This is a genomic window from Streptomyces sp. NPDC022552 (assembly GCF_055561875.1).
Genome location: NZ_JBVHGJ010000025.1, coordinates 1 through 21,787, shown reverse-complemented (window position 1 = coordinate 21,787; position 21,787 = coordinate 1). Strand labels below are relative to the sequence as shown.

4 protein-coding genes are annotated in these 21,787 nt (G+C 74.4%); all 4 read right to left on the bottom strand.

All coding sequences use genetic code 11. The features are described from left to right. Positions 1–5: 5 nt before the first annotated feature. On the bottom strand, positions 6–17,258 hold the full coding sequence (locus tag ACZ3OF_RS35465) for a type I polyketide synthase (protein ID WP_467308967.1): 17,253 nt from the start codon (positions 17,256–17,258) through the stop codon (positions 6–8). A 242-nt stretch (positions 17,259–17,500) separates the two neighbouring features. After that, positions 17,501–19,360: a hypothetical protein gene (locus tag ACZ3OF_RS35460; RefSeq protein WP_467308965.1), complete on the bottom strand. Its 1,860-nt coding sequence runs from the start codon at positions 19,358–19,360 to the stop codon at positions 17,501–17,503. Next, entirely contained in the window at positions 19,345–20,163 is an 819-nt protein-coding gene (locus ACZ3OF_RS35455) for an ABC transporter ATP-binding protein (RefSeq protein WP_361682177.1), read from the bottom strand. The genes ACZ3OF_RS35460 and ACZ3OF_RS35455 overlap by 16 nt, the downstream gene beginning before the upstream one ends. Before the next feature lie 301 nt (positions 20,164–20,464). Then, the coding region (locus tag ACZ3OF_RS35450) for a beta-ketoacyl reductase (RefSeq protein ID WP_467308963.1) at positions 20,465–21,787 on the bottom strand (1,323 nt) is incomplete at its 5' end.

Sequence of the window (21,787 nt, the reverse complement as noted above, 5' to 3'; positions counted from 1 at the left end):
TGTCATCAGGACTTGCCGAATTCTTTGTGGATCAGGTCGAAGAGGTCGGACGCGCTCGCCGACTCCAGATCGATCTCGCCGTCCCCGGCATTGGGGCCGGCGGTGGCGGGGGGTGCGGCGGTCGCGGTGCGGAGCCGGTCGGCGAGGTCGCGCAGCCTGGCGAGCAGGACCGCCGTCTCCTCGGCGTCGGGCGGGGTCTCGAGGAGCCCGGCCTCGAACTTCTCCAGCCGGGTGACCGCGCTCTCCGTACCCGCCGCGTCGGTGGCCGGACCCGGGCCGCCCACGAGGTGTGCTCGCAGGTGCTCGGCGAGAGCGGAGGGGGTCGGGTGGTCGAAGGCCAGGGTCGCGGGCAGGGACAGTCCGGTGGCGGCGTCGAGCATGTTGCGCAGCTCGACGGCCATCACCGAGTCGGTGCCCAGGTCACGGAACTGCCGGTCCGGGTCGATGGCGGCCGGGGTGCGGTGGCCGAGCGCGGCAGCGGTCCGGGAGACGACCAGGTCGAGCAGGATGCGCTCCTGTTCCGCCTGCGGCGCCCGGGCGAGCCGTTCCGCAAGGTCCGCCCCCTTCCCCTGCCCGTCGGCGACGGGCGGCGCGGGCCGGGGTGCGGCGGGCAGCAGGTCGAGCAGCCGCCCGCCGCGCCCGGCCTCCAGCACGGGGCCGAAGCGGCTCCAGTCGATGCCGGCCACACAGACCGTCGTCCGGTCCTCGGCGAGGGCCTCGTCGAACGCCAGGAGGGCCTCGTCCGGCGGCAGCGGTGTCACTCCGGTGCGCTGCTGCTGTTCGCCCACCGCCGCGCCTGCGCCCACTCCCCCTCCGGCCCACGGGCCCCACGCGAGGGCCGTGGTGGTACGCCCGGCGGCGCGGCGCCGCTCGGCGAAGGCGTCGAGCGCCGCGTTGCACGCGGCGTAGGCGGCCTGCCCGAGGTTGCCGACGACACCGGCGAAGGAGGTGAACAGCACGAACCGGTCGAGGCGGTGACCGGACGTCAGCTCGTCGAGGTGACGGACGCCAGCCAGGCGCGTGTGCAGCAGATCCGCGACCCCGTCGGGGCCGAGTGAGCCGATCACGCCGTCGTCCACCGTCCCGGCCGCGTGTACGACACCGGTCAGCGGCAGTTCCTCCGGTATGCCCGCGAGCAGCTCCGCGAGCGCGGCACGGTCGGCGACGTCGCAGGCGGCGATGGTGACGCGGCTGCCGAGCGCGGTCAGTTCGGCGGTCAATTCCGTGGCTCCGGGCGCGTCCGGGCCCCGGCGTCCGACGAGCAGCAGATGCGGGGCGCCCTGCCGGGCGAGCCGGCGGGCGGTGTGCGCGCCGAGGGCGCCGGTGCCGCCGGTGACCAGCACCGTGCCGGTCGGCCGCCATGCGTCGGTCGTACGGTCCCCGCGGCGGGGGGCGTCCTCGACGAGACGCCTGCCGAGCAGACCGGTCCGACGGATCGCGACCTGGTCCTCGGACCCGTCCGCGCCGAGCAGCGCGGCCAGCCGTACACCGGTCCGGTCGTCCCACTCGGCGGGCAGGTCGACAAGCCCGCCCCAGGTGCGGGGCATCTCCAGGGCGGCGACCCTGCCGAAGCCCCAGACGGCCGCCTGGTCCGGGTCGGGCCCGGGGTCGTCCGTGGAGACCTGCACCGCGCCCTGCGTGGCGCACCACAGCGGACCCGGCACTCCGGCGTCGTCGAGCGCCTGCACGAGGGCCACCACGGAGGGCAGGCCGCCCGCGCCGGACGGCAGGGCCAGCACCCCGGCCGGCGTGGTCTCTTCCGTCGCGGCGCGCAGCCGGGCCGCGAGGTCGGCACGGTCGGTGCCGCCCGGGACGACGACGACACGGGCGCCGGCCCTTCGCAGCGCACGGCCCACCTCGTCGGCCTCCGCGTCACCGCGGTCGTCCCCGCCCGGCGGCGTGACGAGGAGCCACTCACCGGTGGGCCGGGAGGCTCCTTCGGTCACCGGCACCCAGGTCACCTCGTACCGTCCCTCACCGGAAGCGGTGCGATGTGCCGCCGGGGCGGCCTGGGGCCAGAAGCGGGTGTGCTGGAAGGGGTAGGACGGCAGGGTGACGGGCGGTGCCTCGGGGAACGCCGCGGCCAGGTCCACCGCCGTCCCCTCGACCCACAGTCGGGCCAGGGCGGCGAACAGGGAATCCGTCTCCGGACGCTTGCGGCGCATCACCGGTACCGCACCGGGGACGAGCGCGCTCAGGGTGCCGTCGGGGCCGAGTTCGAGGTAGCGGGTGTGCTCGGTGGCGAGGGAGGCGATCGCGTCGGAGAAGCGGACGGGCTCACGGATCTGGCCCACCCAGTACTCCGGGGTCGCCAGGTCCCCGGGCGCCGTGGTGACGACGGGGACGTTCGGAGCGTGGTAGGTCAGTGACTTCGCGACCGTCGCGAACTCGTCGAGCATCGGCTCCATGAGGTACGAGTGGAACGCGTGGGAAACGGTGAGTCGCTTCACCCGTACGCCCTCGGAGCGCAGCCGCTCCTCCAGCACGTCGATCGCGTCCGCGTCACCGGAAACGGTCAGGGAGGTCGGCCCGTTGACGGCCGCCAGGTCCACGCCCTCGGGCAGCTCAAGCCCGTCCTCAGCAGCCTCGACAGCCAGCATCGCGCCGCCCGACGGCAGCGCGTCCATCAAACGGCCACGCGCCGAGACAAGGGCACACGCGTCCTCCAGCGACAGCACCCCCGCCACATGCGCGGCAGCAAGCTCACCGATCGAATGCCCCACGAGCACGTCCGGGGTCACACCCCAGGACTCCACCAGCCGGAACAACGCCACCTCGACCGCGAACAGCGCAGCCTGCGCGTAGACGGTCCGGTCCAGCGCCTCACCGTCTCCGAACACCACCTCACGCAGCGGCCGTTCGAGGTCCACGCGTGCACAGACTGCGTCGAACGCGTCCGCGAACACCGGGAAGGCGTCATACAGCTCACGCCCCATCCCCACGCGCTGCGCGCCCTGACCCGAGAACAGGAACCCGGTCCGGCCCTCGCGCACCGTGCCCCGGATGGTCCCGGCGGCCGGCTCGTCCGCCGTCAGTGCCGTCAGGCCGGCGGAGTAGCCGGCGATGTCCTCGGCGAGCACGACGGCGCGATGTGCCTGCCCGAGGCTCGTCATGGCGAGCGCCCGGCCCGCCGCGACGGCGGGAACACCAGGGGTGTCGCACAGCGTCCTGAGCGCCTCTGCCCGGGCCCGCAGTGCCGCGTCGGAGTGGGCAGAGAAGGCCCAGGGCAGCACGGAGTGCTGGGCGGGCGCCGACAGTGCGGCGACGTCGGCCTGCTCCAGGACGACGTGGGCGTTCGTGCCGCTGATCCCGAAGGAGGAGACGGCAGCCCGACGCGGGCGGCCGGCCCATGGGGTCCACGGGGTCGTCTCGGTGAGCAGACGCAGGCTGCCCGTGTTCCAGTCGACGGCCGGTGACGGCTCGTCGGCGTGCAGCGTGCGGGGCAGCACGCCGTGGTGCATCGCCAGCAGCATCTTGATGACACCGGCGATGCCCGCCGCTGCCTGGGTGTGCCCGATGTTGGACTTCACCGAGCCCAGGTAGAGGGGTTCCGCACGGTCCTTGCCGTACGTGGCGAGCAGCGCCTCCGCCTCGATCGGGTCGCCGAGCCTCGTGCCCGTGCCGTGCGCCTCGACCGCGTCCACCTCCGACGGCCACAGTCGGGCCGAGGCCAGCGCGGCGCGGATCACCCGCTGCTGCGCGGGCCCGTTGGGCGCGGTGAGGCCGTTGGACGCGCCGTCCTGGTTGACCGCGCTGCCCCGCAGTATCCCGAGCACGCGGCGGCCGTTGGCCCGTGCGTCCGAGAGCCGCTCCAGCAGCACCAGGCCGACGCCCTCACCCCAGCCGGTTCCGTCGGCGGATGCGGCGAACGCCTTGCAGCGCCCGTCGGCCGCCAGGCCGCGCTGGTGGGCGAACTCGAGGAACGCGATGGGCCCGGCCATGACCGTGACGCCGCCGGCGAGCGCCATCGAGCACTCCCCCGACCTCAACGACTGCGCCGCCAGGTGCAGGGAGACCAGCGACGACGAGCACGCCGTGTCCACCGTGATCGCCGGGCCCTCGAGCCCGTACGTGTAGGAGATCCGGCCGGACAGCACGCTGGCCGCGCTGCCGGTGGCCACGTGACCCTCCAGGCCCGACCCGACGGCCGGGAACAGACCGGCGTAGTCCTGTCCGTTGGTGCCCGCGAAGACGCCGATACGCCTGCCCTTGAGGGAGGCGGGGTCCAGGCCGGCCCGCTCGAAGGTCTCCCAGGAGGTCTCCAGCATCAGCCGCTGCTGCGGGTCCATGGCGAGCGCCTCGCGCGGGGAGACGCCGAACAGGTCCGCGTCGAAGCCGGCGGCGTCGGGCAGGAAGGCTCCGCGGCGGGCGAAGTCGGGGGCGTCGCGCAGGTCCCACCCACGGTCGGCGGGGATGTCCCCCACCAGGTCGAGTCCCTCGGTCAGCAGCTCCCAGAACTCCTCCGGGGTGGCCGCGCCGGGGAACCGGCAGCCCATCGCGACAATGGCGATCGGGTCGTCGGCCGAGGCGGACGCGGAGGGAACGGGGGAGGCGGCCGGGGCGGCGGCCTCGGCGGCGCCCGTCAGTTCGGCGCGCAGCCGGGCGGCGAGGGCGGCCGGTGTCGGGTGGTCGAAGATCAGGCCCGCCGGGAGCGGGAGCCCGGTGGCGGCCCGCAGGGCGTTGCGCAGTTCGACGGCGGTGAGCGAATCGAAGCCCAGGTCACGGAACGCCTTGTCGGGCGCGACGGTGGCCGCCGTACCGTGGCCGAGCACGAAGGCGGCCAGGGTGCGCACCAGGTCCTCGGTGATCCGGCGCCGCTCGCCCTCACCGGCGGCGGCGAGGCGTGCGGCAAGACCGGTGGCTCCGTTCGGGTCCTCGGCGCCGTCCGGCGGGCCGGCGGGGACGAGTTCGCGGAGCAGGCGGCTCGGTCGCGCCGCGGTGAACCCGGCCGCGAACCGCTCCCAGTCGACGTCCGCGACGACGACGGCCGCGCCGTCGCCGGCCGCCTCCGTACCGTCGAGCGACCGGCCCAGGACGGTGACGGCGAGGTCCGGGGACAGGGGGGTGAGACCGGAGCGGCGCAGCCGCTGGGTGAGGGCCTCGTCCTCGGCCATGCCGGTCTCGGCCCACGGTCCCCAGCCGATCGAGGTGGCGGGCAGTCCCTGGGCACGGCGGCGCTCGGCGAGTGCGTCGAGGTGTGCGTTGGCGGCGGCGTAGTTGGCCTGGCCCGCCGTGCCGACGGCGCCGGTGAAGGACGAGAAGAGGACGAACGCGTCGAGCGGGAGGTCACGCGAGAGGGCGTCGAGGTTCTCGGCTGCCAGCGTCTTGGACCGTAGGACCTGCTCGAAGCGGTCCGGGGTCAGGCCGTCGAGCACACCGTCGTCGAGCACTCCGGCGGCGTGGACGACGCCGGTGAGCGGGTGCTGCTCCGGTACGCCGGCGAGCAGTGCGGCGAGCGCGTCACGGTCGGCGATGTCGCACGCCACGGCCGTGGCGGTGGTGCCCGCGGCCGCCAGTTCGGCGACCAGCTCGGCGGCGCCGGGCGCGTCGGGTCCGCGCCTGCCGACGAGCAGCAGCCGGGTGTGGCCCCGTGCGGCGAGCAGACGGGCCACCTGAGCGCCGAGCGCGCCGGTGCCGCCGGTGACCAGCACGGTGCCATCGGTACGGGGCCCGGGGACCACGGCGAGCGCCGGCGGCGCGGCGGCGACGAGACGGCGCGCGTAGACGCCGTCGGCCCGGACCGCGACCTGGTCCTCCACGTCGCCGTCTCCGTCGCGCGTCCTCCCGGTGGCGAGTACGGCGCACAGCCGGTTCCCGGCGCGGACGTCCAGGGTCTCGGGCAGATCGAGCAACCCGCCCCAGACGTGGGGCAGTTCAAGCGCGGCGACCCGGCCGAAGCCCCAGATCTGGGCCTGGGCGGGGTCGGGCGGCCCGTCGGCTCGGCCGGTCGAGACCGCACCCCGGGTGAGGGCCCACAGCGGGACGTCGACGTCGGCGCAGGCCTGGGTGAGCAGGAGCGTGGCGGCGAGCCCGCGGCTGAGCGCGGCGCCCTCGTGCACGGCCCTCGTGTCCGTTCCCAGCAGCGAGACGACGCCCGCCAGTTCTCCGTACGAGCGCAGCCGCTCGGCGAGAGCGGACCGGTCGTCGCCGGGGTGCGGCAGGCCGAGGACGGTGGCTCCGCCACGCCGCAGCGCGTCGGCGATCTGCGCGCCCGTGCTGTCCGTGGTGTGCGTGCTCTGCGTGCTGTCCGTGCTCTGCGGGCCGTCCGTGCTGTCCGTGCCGACGACGAGCCAGACGCCGTCGAGTACGGCGGGCGCTGCGGCGACGGGCCGCCACACGGTCCGGTGGTACCAGGAAGCGACAGTCGCCTCGGTGCGCCGGCGATCGTGCCAGGACGAGAGGTGCGGCATCAGTCCGGCCAGGCCGCGCCGGGCGTCGTCGTCGGGCAGACCCAGCGTGTCGGCGAGCCGCTCGACGTCCCGCCCGGCGACGGCCGTCCAGAAGCCGGCCTCGGCCTGGTCGCGACCGGCCGTGATGCCGGCGTCGGACACTGCGTCGGGCCAGTAGCGCTCGCGCTGGAAGGCGTACGTCGGCAGCTCGACGGGACGGCCCCCGAGCGGCGCGAAGTACGTCCCCCAGGCGACGTCGGTGCCGTGTACGTACAGCGCGGCGACGGCTCGCAGCAGCGTGGCGTGCTCGCCCTGACCGGAGCGCAGGGCGGGGACGGCGGTGGCGTCCTCGACGACGTGCGGGACGAGGGCCGAGAGGGTGGCGTCCGGGCCGAGTTCGAGGAAGGTCCGGATGTCGGTGAGGAAGGCGACCGCGTCGGCGAACCGGACGGGCTCACGGATCTGACCGACCCAGTACTCCGGAGTCGCCAGGTCCCCCGGCGCCGTGGTCACGACCGGGATCGTCGGGGAGTGGTACGTCAACGACTTCGCGACCGCCGCGAACTCGTCGAGCATCGGCTCCATCAGGTGCGAATGGAACGCATGGGAGACGCTCAGACGCTTCACCCGTACGCCCTCGGAACGCAGCCGCTCCCCCAGCGCATCGATCGCATCCGCGTCACCGGAAACCGTCACCGAGGCGGGCCCGTTGACGGCCGCCAGATCCACGCCCTCGGGCAGCTCGAGCCCGTCCTCGGCCGCCTCGACAGCCAGCATCGCACCGCCCGACGGCAGCGCATTCATCAACCGACCACGCGCCGACACCAGACGGCACGCGTCGTCCAGAGACAGCACCCCCGCCACATGCGCGGCAGCAAGCTCACCGACCGAGTGACCCACCAGCACGTCCGGGGTCACACCCCAGGACTCCACCAAGCGGAACAACGCCACCTCGACCGCGAAAAGCCCCGCCTGCGCATAGACCGTCCGGGACAGAAGCTCCGCGTCCTCCCCGAACACCACCTCACGCAACGGCCGTTCGAGGTCGACTCGCGCACACACCGCATCGAACGCCTCCGCGAACAAGGGGAACGCCTCGTACAGCTCACGCCCCATCCCGACCCGCTGCGCACCCTGACCCGAGAACAGGAAGCCCGTACGCCCGGACGACGCGCCTCCGCTCGGCGCGTTGCCGCGCCCCACCGCGAGCGCATCGAGTTCACGCAGGAGTTCCTCGCGTCCCGTTCCCAGGACGACCGCCCGGTGCTCCAGCGCAGTACGCCGGGTCACCAGCGAGAGCCCGACATCGGCCGGCTTCTCGGCGGCGGCCGTGGCGCGCAGCCGGGCCGCCTGGGCGCGCAGGCCCTCCGGCGAGGCCCCGCTGAGCACCCAGGGCACGAGCGTGTCCGGCACCTGGGGCAGTGGGTGGTCGACGACGGGCTCGTCCGGTGCCTGTTCGATCATGGTGTGCGCGTTGGTGCCGCTGATCCCGAACGACGAGACCGCCGCGCGCCGGGGCCGCCCGGTCGTCGGCCAGGGCCGCTCTTCGGCGAGCAGCTCCACGGCACCGGCCGACCAGTCCACGTGCGGCGAGGGCGCGCCCGCGTGCAGGGTGCGGGGCAGCACGCCGTGCCGCAGCGCCATCACCGTCTTGATGATGCCGCCGACTCCTGCCGCCGCCTGGGTGTGCCCGATGTTGGACTTCAACGACCCCAGCCACAGTGGCTGTTCGGGGTCGCGGTCGCGTCCGTAGGTCGCCAGCAGCGCCTCCGCCTCGACCGGGTCGCCGAGCTTGGTGCCCGTGCCGTGCGCCTCCACCATGTCCACGTCGCCGGGGGTCAGGCCCGCGTCGGCGAGCGCCGCCTTGATGACGCGCTCCTGGGAGGGACCGTGGGGCGCGGTGAGGCCGTTGGACGCGCCGTCCTGGTTGACCGCCGAGCCGCGCACCACGGCCAGCACCTGGTGCCCGTTGCGCCGGGCGTCGGACAGCCGTTCCACGAGCAGCACACCGGCGCCCTCGGACCAGCCGGTGCCGTCCGCGTCCGCCGAGAACGACTTGCAGCGACCGTCGGGCGCGAGCCCCCGCTGCTTGCTGAAGTCCACGAAGACGCTGGGCGTGGACATCACGGTGACGCCCCCGACGAGGGCCATCGAGCACTCGCCCGCCCGAAGCGACCGGGCGGCCAGGTGCAGGGCGACAAGGGACGACGAGCACGCCGTGTCCACGGTGACCGCCGGGCCCTCGAGCCCGTACGTGTACGCGATCCGGCCGGACACCACGCTGCCCGCGCCACCGGTGGCCCGGTAGCCCTCGGTCTCGGGGAGGATCTCGGCGGCAGCCGCGTAGTCGTGGTACATGACGCCGGCGAAGACGCCGGTGTCGCTGCCGCGCAGACCGGCCGGGTCGATGCCGGCCCGCTCGAAGGTCTCCCAGGACAGCTCCAGCATCAGCCGCTGCTGCGGGTCCATCGCCAGCGCCTCACGCGGCGAGACGCCGAAGAGCCCGGCGTCGAAGGCGGCGGCGTCGTGCAGGAAGCCGCCGTGCCGCGCATAGGTGGTGCCGGGGCGGGACGGGTCGGGGTCGTGGAGGCGTGCGAGGTCCCAGCCACGGTCGGTGGGGAAGGCGGTGATGCCGTCGCGTCCCTCCCGGACCATGCGCCAGAGTTCTTCGGGGCTGTCCACACCGCCCGGGTAGCGGCAGCTCATCGCGACGATGGCGATCGGCTCGTCCGTCGCGGCGGCGGGCCGGGGGCGCGGCGTAGTGGTGACGGCCGCGGCTCCGCTCAGCTCCTCGCGGAGGTGGGCCGTGAGCGCGGCGGGGCTGGGGTGGGAGAAGACGAGGGTGGCGGCCAGCCTCAGCCCGGTGGCGGCGGCCAGCCGGTTGCGCAGCTCGACGCCGGTGAGGGAGTCGAACCCGAGGTCCTTGAAGGTCCGGTCGGCGTCCACGCGCGCACCGGAGGAGTGCCCCAGCACGGCCGCGACCGTCCTCCGTACCAACTCCTCGACGGCGCGCGTCCGCTCGGGCTCCGGCAGCGCGGCGAGGCCGTCGGCGTCCGCGGCCGGGCCGGCCGCGGACGCCGAGCGGAGCACGGGGCGCGCCAGATGCCGCAGCAGCGGCGACACGGAGCCTTCGGGGGCGGGCTCGGCGGCCATGGCCAGGATGTGCGCGGGCCCGGCGGTCACGGCCGCGTCGAGGAGCCGTACGCCCTGGTCCGGGTCGAGTGCGCCGCCCAGCGCGGCGAAGCGTGCGCGGTCCGCCGTCCCGAGGCCGTCGGCCATGCCCCCGGCCCCGCCCCACAGCCCCCAGCCCACGGCTACGGCGGGCAGGCCCTCGGCACGGCGTCGGGCGGCGAGACCGTCGAGGAAGGCGTTGGCCGCGGCGTAGGACGCCTGGCCGGCGGTGCCGAAGGATGCGGCCACGGACGAGAACAGCACGAAGGAGGTCAGGCCGAGATCGCGGGTCGCCTCGTCGAGGAGTGCCGCCGCCTCGGCCTTGGGGCGCAGCACCGCGGCGACGCGTTCGGGGGTGAGCGAGGTGAGCAGGCCGTCGTCGAGGACGCCTGCGGTGTGGACGACGGAGGTGACGGGGTGGTCGGCGAGCACCCGGTCGAGGTCGCGCCGGTCGGCGGCGTCACCGGCGACGACCGCCACGATGACGCCCTGGGCGGTCAGTTCGGCGGCCAGCTCGGTGGCGCCCGGCGCCTCGGGGCCGCGCCGGCTGAGCAGGACCAGGCCCGTGACCCCGTGTGCGGCGGTCAGGTGTCGGGCGACGCGGGCGCCGAGCGCCCCGGTGCCGCCGGTGATCAGGACGGTGTCGTGCGGGCCCCACGGCGGGGTGGTGCCGCCCCTCAGCCGGGTCGCGCGCGGGGTCAGCGGGGTGCCGGAGCGGAAGGCGGTCTGGGGGGTGTCGCCGGGCAGGCCCTCGGCAAGCGCGGAGACAGACGCGTCCGTACCGTCCAGGTCCATCAGGCCGAATCGGCCGGGGTGTTCGGTCTGCGCGGATCGCACCAGGCCCCAGACCGCGGCGGCGGCCGGGTCGACCGTCTCGCCGTCGCTCGTGGCGACGGCGTTCCGTGTGACGACGACCAGCCGGCTGTCGGCGCGACGCTCGTCGTGCGCCCAGTCGCGGAGCAGGTCGAGGACGGCGGTGACCGTGTCGTGCGTGCGCCGCGCGAGGGCGGCTCCGGCCTCGAACGGCTCTGGGCCGGCCCCCACACAGGCGAGCACGGTGCCGGGCACGTCCTCCGTCTCCGTGAGGGTGTCAAGGCCGCGAAGCCCGGTCACCGCGGTGACCGTGTCGAGCAGCTCGGTGGTGCCCACGGGCACGGCCGCGAGCGCCGCTTCGCGCTCGCCGTCACCGGCGGGAGTCCATTCGACGCCGTAGAGCACACCCGTGGACGCGGCGGCCAACCGGTCGGCGGTCACGGGCCGGAAGGCGAGCGATCGCGCCGTCAGCACGGGCGCGCCCGCCGGGTCGGTGAGGCGGACCGCGTACTCGTCGGGACCGCGCCGGGTCAGCGTGACGCGCAGGGCGGTGGCACCGTCGGCGTGCCGGGTTACACCGGACCAGGCGAACGGCAGCAGGGCGGTGCCGTCCTCGCGGAGCAGGCCGGCGGCACCGAGCGCGTGCAGCGCGGCGTCGTACAGTGCGGCCTGCGGCCCTTCGGGCAGCTCGACCTGCGCGTGCACGGTGTCGCCGTCGCGCCAGGCTGCGCGCAGGCCCCGGAAGGCGGGGCCGTAGGAGAGTCCGTGCGCCGCGAGTGTGTCGTACTCCGGTGAGGTGGCCGCGCCCGTGGGTGGCCAGGTGTCGCCGGGTCCGAGGTCCGCCTGGGGCGGGCGGACGGGCTCCAGGGTGCCGACGGCGTGGGTGGTCCAGGGTGCTCCGGTGTCGCCGTGGGGGCGGCTGTGGATCTCGACGGTCTGCCCGGTCACCGTCATCTGGAGATGGGTGCCACCGTGCTCGGGCAGCACGAGGGGCTCGCTCACGATCAGCTCGGCGAGTCCGGTCAGTCCGGTCCGGCTTCCCGCGTGCAGGGCGAGATCGACGAGGGCGGTGCCGGGCAGCACGATCCGGCCGTGGATGACGTGGTCGGCCAGCCAGGGGTGGGTGGCGAGGCCGATGACACCGGTCCAGACCTGACCGCCGTCGCCCGCGAGCGGCACTACGGCCCCCAGCAACGGGTGGCCTGCGACGCCCAGACCGGCGACGGCCAGTGCCGTGGTGGAGAGCGCCTGGGACGTCCAGTAGCGGGTGCGCTGGAAGGCGTAGGAGGGCAGCTCCACGGGGTGGTGGCCGCCCGGACCGGCGACGGCTGCCCAGTCCGGCGCCACGCCCCGGGTCCACAGCGCGGCAGCGGCGGTGAGCGCGGAGCCGACATCGCCCTGGTCGCGGCGCAGCAGCGGCACGGCGGTGGCGTCCTCGACGATGTGCGGGACGAGGGCCGAGAGGGTGGCGTCCGGGCCGAGTTCGAGGAAGGTCCGGGTGTCGGTGAGGGAGGCGACCGCGTCGGCGAACCGGACGGGCTCACGGATCTGACCGACCCAGTAGTCCGGAGTCGCCAGGTCCCCCGGTGCGGTGGTGACGACCGGGATCGTCGGGGAGTGGTACGTCAACGACTTCGCGACCGCCGCGAACTCGTCGAGCATCGGCTCCATCAGGTGCGAATGGAACGCATGGGAGACGCTCAGACGCTTCACCCGTACGCCCTCGGAACGCAGCCGCTCCTCCAGCGCATCGATCGCGTCCGCGTCACCGGAGACCGTCACCGAGGCGGGCCCGTTGACGGCCGCCAGATCCACGCCCTCGGGCAGCTCGAGCCCGTCCTCGGCCGCCTCGACAGCCAGCATCGCGCCACCCGACGGCAGCGCGTCCATCAACCGACCACGCGCCGACACCAGACGGCACGCGTCGTCCAGCGACAGCACCCCCGCCACATGCGCGGCAGCCAGCTCACCGATCGAATGCCCCACGAGCACGTCCGGGGTGACACTCCAGGACTCCACCAAGCGGAACAACGCCACCTCGACCGCGAACAGGGCAGGCTGCGCATAGACGGTGCGATCCAGCGCCTCGCCGTCCTCGAACACGACATCACGCAGTGGCCGTTCGAGATCCACCCGGGCACACACCGCGTCGAACGCGTCCGCGAACACCGGGAACGCCTCGTACAGCTCACGCCCCATCCCGACCCGCTGCGCACCCTGACCCGAGAACAGGAAGCCCGTACGCCCGGACGACGCGACTGCGCGGAGCACGCCCGCGGCGTCGTGGCCCTCCGCCAGCGCGCCGAGGCGGGCCGCCAGTTCCTCGCGGTCGGCGGCGAACACGGCCGCGCGGCGGTCCAGGGGGAAGCGGGTCGTGGCCGACGACCGCGCGATCGCGGCCACCGGTACGGACGGTTCGGCGGCCAGGAAGGCCCGCAGCCGGGCTGCCTGGGCGCGCAGCGCGGCATCGCCGCGCCCGGAGAGGAGCACGGGAAGCGCCGGGCCGGGTGTCGGTCCCTCGTCTTCCCGGGTGGCCGGTTCGGGTGCCGCCTCGATGACCGCGTGGGCGTTGGTGCCGCTGATGCCGAACGACGACACGGCGACCCGGTACGGCCGGTCCGTGGGGGGCAGGGTGACGTTCTCCGTGAGCAGCCGCACCGCGCCCGACTTCCAGTCGACGTGCGGCGACGGCTCGTCGGCGTGCAGGGTGCGGGGCAGCACACCGTGCCGCAGCGCCATGACCGCCTTGATGACGCCGGCCACACCGGCCGCGGCCTGGGTGTGCCCGATGTTCGACTTCACCGACCCCAGGTACAGGGGTTCGTCGCGATCCTGCCCGTACGTCGCCAGCAGGGCCTGCGCCTCGATCGGGTCGCCGAGCCGGGTCCCCGTCCCGTGCGCCTCGACCACGTCCACGTCCGACGGTTCCAGGCCCGCGGACGTCAGCGCCGCCCGGATGACGCGCTGCTGCGCCAGACCGTTGGGGGCGGTCAGACCGTTGGACGCGCCGTCGGAGTTGACGGCGGAGCCCCGTACCACGGCCAGGACGCGCTGCCCGTCGGCCAGCGCGTCGGACAGGCGGCGCAGGACCAGCATGCCCGCGCCTTCGGACCAGCCGGTGCCGTCGGCCTCCGCGCCGAACGCCTTGCATCGGCCGTCGGGCGAGAGCCCGCCCTGCCGCGCGAACTCGGCGAGAACGCCGGGCGTGGCCATCAGGGTGACGCCGCCCGCGAGAGCCGTGGAGCACTCCCCCGCGCGCAGCGCCTGCGCGGCCAGGTGCAACGCCACCAGTGACGACGAACAGGCCGTGTCGACGGTCACCGCCGGGCCGTCGAACCCGAAGGTGTAGGCGATGCGGCCGGAGGCGACGCTCGCGGTCGAGCCGGTCAGCAGGTAGCCCTCGGAGCCCTCGGCGGGCTCGTGCATCCGGGGGCCGTAGTCCTGCGCGGTGGCGCCGATGAAGACGCCGGTGCGGCTGCCGCGCAGGGCGGCCGGGTCGGTGCCGAGCCGTTCCAGGGCCTCCCAGGAGGTCTCCAGGAGAAGGCGCTGCTGGGGGTCCATCGCCAGGGCTTCGCGCGGTGAGATGCCGAAGAGTTCGGCGTCGAAGCCCGCGATGTCGTCCAGGAAACCGCCGGAGGAGGGAAGTTCGGTGTCCAGGGCGTCCAGGGACGGCTGCCAGCCTCGGTCCGAGGGGAGGTCGCCGAGTACTTCGCGGCCCTCGCTCAGTACGTCCCACAGCGCCGCGGGCGAGTCGATGCCGCCGGGGAAGCGGCAGGCCATGGCGACGATGGCGACGGGTTCGCCGGGGACCGCGTGTTCCGCGGGGGCCGTGCCGTGCGGCAGGGCGTCGGTGTCCTCGCCGCGCAGCGCGTCGCACAGGTGACGGGCGACCGCGGCCGGGGTCGGACGGTCGAAGAGGTAGGTGGGCGGCAGGGTGAGACCTGTGGCGGCGGCGAGCCGGTCCCGCAGTTCGACCAGGGTCAGGGAGGCGAGTCCCAGGGCCTTGAAGGTCAGTTCCGGGTCCACGTCCGCGGCCGCGCTGAACCCGCCGACCACGGCGGCGTGGGACCGGACCAGTTCCAGCACGGTGCCGCGGGCGGACTGCGGCGAGGCGGCGCGCAGTTGCCGGCGCAGGGGGTCGTCCCGGTCGGTGGCGGTCTCCGGGCCGGCGGTGTCCGGCGCCGCGGTGGTCCGAGCGGGTTCGCCGGAGCCGCTCCACTGCGCGGCGGCCGTGCCCGGCCGCCAGTGGCGTTCGCGCTGGAAGGCGTAGGTGGGCAGGTCCACGACCTCGCCGGGTGGGGCGGGCAGGCGGACGTCGCGGCCGTGGGCGAGCAGTTCGGCGGCCGATCCGAGCAGTCGGGTCAGGTGCCCCTCTCCGCGCCGCAGCGAGCCGACGACCGCGGTGCCGGGTACGTCCAGTTCGGCCAGGGTGTCGCGGACGGCGGGCACCAGGACCGGGTGCGGGGTGACCTCGACGAGGAAGCGGAAGTCCTCCTCGGCCAGTCGCCGGACGGCGGCGGAGAACTCGACGGTGGAGCGCAGGTTCCGGTACCAGTAGGCGGCGTCCAGGCCGGCCGTGTCGGTCCACTCCCCGGTGACGGTGGACAGGAACGGCACCTCGGACGTGCGGGGCCGGATGCCGGCCAGTGCCGTCATCAGCTCGTCGTGGATCCGTTCGACGTGCGCCGAGTGCGAGGCGTAGTCCACCGGTATCCGCTTGGTCCCGACACCGTGCGACGCGCACCGTGCCGCGAAGCCGTCGAGGGCGCCGTCCGGGCCCGACACCACGATCGCGGCCGGCCCGTTGTCGGCGGCGAGCGAGAGCGCGGGGTCCTCGTCCAGCCACGGGCGGACCTGGGCCGCCCCGGCCTGCACGGACAGCATTCCGCCTTGACCGGCCAGGGCGCGCAGGGCGCGGCTGCGCAGCGCGACCACCGCGGCGGCGTCCTCCAGCGACAGCGCGCCCGCCACGCAGGCCGCGGCGATCTCACCCTGGGAGTGTCCGGCGACGGCGTCGGGCTGGACGCCCAGCGACCGCCAGGTCTCGGCCAGGGCCACCATCACGGCGAAGAGCGCGGGCTGCACCACGTCGACCCGCTCCAGCGTGGGCGCGCCCTCGACGCCGCGCAGGACGTCCGTCAGTGAGAAGTCCGTGTGCGGGGCGAGCGCCTCCTCGCAGGCGTGGATGGTACGGGTGAACACCTCGTCGACGTCGAGGAGTCCGGCGGCCATGGCGGGCCATTGGGGGCCCTGCCCGGAGAAGAGCATGGCGAGCCGTCCGGTGCGCGCGGTGGCCTCGCTGACGCCCGGCGCCGGAAGTCCGGCGGCCACCGCGCCGAGCTGTGCGAGCAGCTGCTCGCGGTCCTCGGCCAGGAGCACGGCGGTCCGGGCGAAGCGCGTGCGGGTGGTGGCCAGCGAGTGCGCCACGTCCGCCACGGCCAGGTCCGCTTCCTCCACCGCGTCCCGCAGCCGGGCGGCCTGGGCGCGCAGCGCCTGCGCGGTGTGGCCGGAGACCACGACGGGCGTGGGCAGCACGTTCCCGTCGGCTACCGGCATGGGCAGCGCCGCGGCCGGAGCCGCGGAAGCGGCTGCCGGCGCCCCGGAGGCGGCGGCCGGACGGGCCGTCGGGGTGGGCGCCGGGCCCAGCACGAGGTGGCAGTTGGTGCCGCCCATGCCGAACGAACTGACTCCGGCGAAGCCCTCGCCGCCCAGGGCGCCGGTCTCGGTCTGCACCCGCAGGTTCAGCCGCTCCAGGGGGATGCCGACCGGTGCGGACCGGAAGTTGAGACTCGGCGGCACGACGCCCCGCTCGACCGCGAGCACGGCCTTCAGGAGGCCCGCGATACCGGCGGCGCCCTCCAGGTGTCCGATGTTGGTCTTCACCGAGCCGACGGGAAGCGGCGCGGTGCGCGCGGCGCCGAGTGCGGCGCCCAGGGCCGCGGCTTCGACGGGGTCGCCGACCGGGGTACCGGTGCCGTGCAGTTCGACGTAGCCGACCGCGTCCGGGGCGATCCCCGCGCGGGCGTGGGCGGTGCGCAGGACGGCTTCCTGGGCCGCGGCGCTGGGCGCGGTGAGGCTGGGGCCGCCTCCGTCGTTGTTGACGGCACTCCCGTGGATGACCGCGTGGATGCGGTCGCCGTCGGCGAGGGCCCGGGCCAGCGGCTTGAGGACGACGACGGCGCCGCCTTCTCCGCGTACGAAACCGTTGGCGCGCTCGTCGAAGGTGAAGCAGCGGCCGTCCGGGGAGAGTCCGCCGAAGCGCAGCGCGGCGACGGTGCTGTCGGGGGCCAGGATCAGGCTGACACCGCCGGCGAGGGCGAGGTCGGACTCGCCGCGCGCCAGGCTCTCGCAGGCGAGGTGGACGGAGACAAGGGAGGAGGACTGGCCGGCGTCCACGGTGAGGCTGGGGCCGTGCACGCCGAGCGTGTAGGACACGCGGTTGGCGATGACACCGCGCTGCAGACCGGGCATCGAGTACCGGTCGATGCCGGTGTCGCCCTCGCGGTGCAGAAGGGTGGCGTAGTCGTCCCAGATCGCGCCGAGGAAGACTCCGGTGCGGCTGCCGCTCAGGCCGGCGGGGATGTGCCGGGCGTCCTCCAGCGCCTCCCAGGCGAGTTCGAGGGCGAGGCGCTGCTGGGGGTCGGTGGCGGCGGCCTCGCGCGGGGAGATGCCGAAGAAGGCGGCATCGAAGTCGGCGACGTGCTCGATGAATCCGCCGCGCGGGACGCCGGGCACGCGAGCGCGGTCGGCGGGGGTCTCGGTGATCGCGTCGGCGCCCGCGGCGAGCAGGTCCCACAGCGGTGCCGGTCCGGGTGCGCCGGGCAGCCTGCACGCGTACCCGATGATCGCCACGGCCTCGGAACCACCGGTGTACGTATACGACATGAATGCCCCGAATCACTCGACGTCGCGAGTTTCACCGGAACCGAGTCTTCCGGCCGACGGCCGGGGCGGGCGCGTGCGCGCCAGCCGTGTGGTCCGGCTGCTTCCTCGACTGAAGCACTCCGGACGCTAGCCAGGGCCCGACGGGCGGCCAACCCCTAGCCTCCGCGCCGCCGCCCCTAAACCACCTGGCCAGGGGGCGGCGGCGCGGCCGGCTCAGAGGTGCGCGGGCCGGGGGGCGCTGCTCACGCGGCGACCGCCTGGATACGGTTCTTCTCGGCGCGGTAGAGCCAGTAGGCGGCCCAGAAGCCCGTGACGCCGATCAGGACCATGGCGGCGATCACCGGCCACTGCCACGGGTCGGAGACGTGCAGCGCGAGGAACCAGACCTTGTCCGGGGAGCCGCTGAGTTTGATCCCCAGCGGCACGAGGCCCTGCGGGAGCAGGCCGACGATGCCGACGGCCATGGCCGTCCACAGGAGGGTCTGGCGTGCGGCGGACATCGTCTCGAAGGGGGACTTGCCGGCCTCCTCCTCGCTGGTGGCCGTCGACGACGGGGCACCCGAGCGCATCAGGTGCAGCAGTTCCGGGCCCTGGTCCCGGAGCTTCCTCGCCGCCACCGAGCCGAGCAGCACATGGCTGAGGACACCCGTGAGCAGGGCGACCGGGAGGCTCGCCCACAGCAGTGCGGGCTGCTCCAGCGCGTGGCCCGCCCAGGCGACCCCCAGCGCGGGGCACATGGCCAGCGCGACCAGGAAGAACATCAGGAACGACTGGCCGGTGACATCGCCGTGGTCCATCGGCGAGTTCTTGCTCTTGTGCGGGTCCGGGCCGGGGACCAGGACCGCGACGGAGGCCCAGATCAGCAGGCCGGAACCGCCGCCGAGCGCGGCGAGGTTGCCCGCGAGCGCCCACGGAACCAGGGCGGGGTCACCGTGCACGAGCGATCCGGCGAGCGTCAGCAGCAGCGTGAGCGGGCCGAAGACGATCAGCCAGGCGAGCTGGCGTGCGCGGACGTCGGCCTTCTCCTTCCCTGGCACCGTGAGGGTCAGCCAGAGCGCGGTGCCGTCCTGGCCGTAGAGGTTGGCACAGGTCGCCGCGGCCATCAGCGCGCCGGCTGCGCCGACGAACGGGAACGCGGCGGTGAAGTCGAAAATCAGCGGGAACAGTGCCGTGATGACCGCGAAGGCCGGGCCGAGCACGATGCTCTGTGTGCGCATCGGGTCGCGCCACCAGGTGCGTAGCTCCTTGAGGCAGATCATCCCCACGTCGCCGCGGAACAACCGGGGACGCCGTACGGCCTCGCGTGCGGAGGAGCCCCGGACGACCGGGCGGGCCAGCCGCTGCGGTCCGAGGAGCGCGCTCCACGCGGCGAACAGCGCCGCCACCAGCACGGCGAGCGCGAGCAGCGGCCCGAACGTCCACAGCCAGTCGCCGCGGCCCGCCGCCTCGACGGCGAGCAGTCCCCAGCTGGAGGGCAGTGCCCGCACCACGGTGGAGAAGGTGGGCGGGAAGCCGTACTCCAGCAGGAGGTAGATCCCGATCATCAGTACCCAGGAGAACGAGCACAGCGAGACGATCGCGGCGGTGACGGTCGCGGTGATGGCGCCGCCGATACGGGATCGGGCCAGGGCGCGGAACAGCAGGGTGACCACCCGGGACAGCATCACCACGAGCAGCAGGAGCAGCACCACGGCGGGGACCGACACCACGACGGCCTGCCAGCTCAACCGGGCCGCGAAGGCCGTCGTCGCGCCGAACGCCAGCACGGTGATCGCCGTGGTGACGCCGACCAGCGCGGCGGCGAGCAGCCCCGTGGTCAGGGTGCGGCGCGGAATCGGCTGGCGGTGGAAGTGCTCGCCGTTGAGGGCGGGTTCGCCCGCGAAGATCGGGCCGACGATCCAGCCCAGCGCCCACAGCGCGAAGGTGACCGCGAGCACGTCCATCAGCATCCGCGGCTGGGAGAAGTCGAGGAACGCCAGGATGACGGTGGTGACGGCGAGGCAGATCCCGGCGGCCCAGCCGAGGCCGCTCAGGGCCATCTTGGAATCGGACGTGCTGTGGCGCAGCACGGCCAGCTTCATCTGGATCAGGACGCCAACCACGACAGTCCCTCCCCGCCGCCGATCGTCACGCCGACCAGGTCGACGAAGGTCTCCTCCAGCGAGCGGCTGCCGCGCACGTCGTCCAGCGGCCCCTCGGCGACGACACGGCCCCGGGCCATCACGCCGACGGTGTCGCAGAGCTGTTCGACGAGTGCCATGACGTGGCTGGAGATCAGTACCGAACCGCCGCCGTCGACGAACCGCCGCAGGATCTGCTTGATGGTGGCGGCGGAGACCGGGTCGACCGCCTCGAAGGGCTCGTCGAGCACCAGCATCTTGGGGGCGTGCAGCAGGGCCGTGGCCAGGCCGACCTTCTTGCGCATACCGGTGGAGTAGTCGACCACCAGGGTGCGCTCGGCGGAACCGTCGAGCTCCATGACGGCGAGCAGCTCGTCGGCGCGGCGGTCCACCTCGTCGGCGTCGAGGCCGTGCAACTGGCCGAGGTAGGTGAGCAGTTCCCGGCCGGTGAGCCGCTCGGGCATGGCCAGCCCGTCGGGCAGGACACCCAGCAGGCGGCGCGCCTTCAGCGGCTCCCCCCAGATGTCGACGCCGTGGACCTTGGCCGTGCCCGCGTCGGGCCTGAGGAGGCCGACGGCCATCGAGAGGGTGGTGGTCTTGCCGGCGCCGTTCGGTCCGACGAGTCCGTAGAAGGAGCCGGGCCGCACGGTGAGATCCACGTGATCCGCCGCCGTGTAGTCCCCGAAGACCTTGTGCAGGCCCTCGAGGCGGAACGCGGGTTCTTCTCTCCCGGAGTCCCTTCCGGTCGTGTCCGTCATGGTCGTGTGCTGAGTTACGTCGTCCACCGCGTTCCTTCTACGTGAGACACAGGGCGGCCCAGCGGAGTGCGGGCCTCTCGGTCCTGCTGGCCATCCTGCCAACGTTCCTGTCGTGCTCGCGAGTTCGCTCACCAGACAGGCCGGAATACGGCGGTCTGCGTCCGCGCGCGTACCGAGTGGGGGGTGCTGAGGGGGCTCAGCTCGGCCGGCTCCTCCGATGGTCCCCGCACCGGTCCGTCGTCAACACCCCCTAATCATGGGAACGCGCCCCTGTAGGGGTGTTGTTTCGTTCACGAGTGCGATCTCTTCGCCGGAGCTTCACGGGGCTTCACGGGCTCTCCAGTTCGTTGTCGATGAGGGCGAAGATGTCCTCCTCGGTGGCGTCCCGCAGGTCGGCGTCCTGGCCCTCGTCGTCGTCCGGGTCCTGCCCGGCCCGATCGTCCGACCACCGCGCGAGGAGGGCGCTCAGCCGGACCCGCAGCCGGGACCGGTCGCCCGCGGACAGCTCGTGGGGCGATGCCTCCAGCTCGTCGAGACCGGCCATCAGCGCGTCTGCCGCCCCCGGCGCGGGTGGCACCAGTTCGGTGCCGAGCCGCTCGGCGAGCGCCTCGGGGGTGGGGTGGTCGAAGACCAGGGTGGCGGGCAGCCGGACGCCGGTGACCGCACCGAGCCGGTTGCGCAGTTCCACCGCGGTGAGCGAGTCGAAACCGAGCTCCTTGAAGGGGCGGTCCCGCTCCACGGCCTCCGCCGTGGCGAACCCGAGCACGGCGGCTGCCTCTGCCCGCACCCGCTCCAGGACCACCCGTGCGCGTTCGTCCGCCGGCAGGGCGCGCAGCCGGTCGGCGAAGCCGGTCTCCCCTGCCGGGGAGGCCGCGGTACGCCGTGGACCCCGCACCAGGCCGCGCAGCAGGTGCGGCACCTCCGGCCGGCCGGTGAACGCGGCGATGTCCACGGCGCCCGGCAGCACGGCGGGGTCGGCCCCGGACAGCGCCGCGTCGAGGAGGGCCGTCCCGTCCTCGGCGGTGGTCACCGGGAGACCGGAGCGAGCGGCTCGTTCCCGGTCGCCGTCGGTGAGGGTGCCGGTCATGCCGGCGCCCACGTCCCACGGCCCCCAGGCGAGGGAGAGCGCGGGCAGGCCGCGGACGTGCCGGTGGCGGGCGAGCGCGTCCAGGTAGGCGTTGGCCGCCGCGTAGTTGCCCTGCCCGGGAGTGCCCAGCGCCGCGGACACGGACGAGTAGAGGACGAACTCCTCGGCATCGGGGAGCAGTTCGTGCAGATGACGGGCCGCGGCGACCTTGGCCGCGAGGACGGGGGCGACGCGGTCGGGGGTGAGGGCGGTGGCCACGCCGTCGTCCAGGACGCCCGCGACATGGAACACGGAGGAGATCTGCCGGCCACGCACCGCGTCGGCCAGGGCCGCGGGGTCGGTGATGTCGCAGGCCACGATCTCGGCGTCGGCTCCGGCCGCTCGCAGGTCCGCCACAAGCTCGGCGGCGCCGGGGGCGCCGGGGCCGCTGCGGCTCAGCAGGAGGAGTCGACGGCTGCCCCGTGCGGCGAGGTGGCGGGCGGTGAGTGCGCCCAGTGCGCCCGTGCCACCCGTGACAAGGACCGTGCCCTCCGCATCCCACTCCCGCGGCACCGACAACACGAC

Excerpts from the sequence above, each read along its gene's own strand:
- ACZ3OF_RS35465 (WP_467308967.1), bottom strand. The coding sequence starts at position 17,258 with ATGTCGTATACGTACACCGGTGGTTCCGAGGCCGTGGCGATCATCGGG.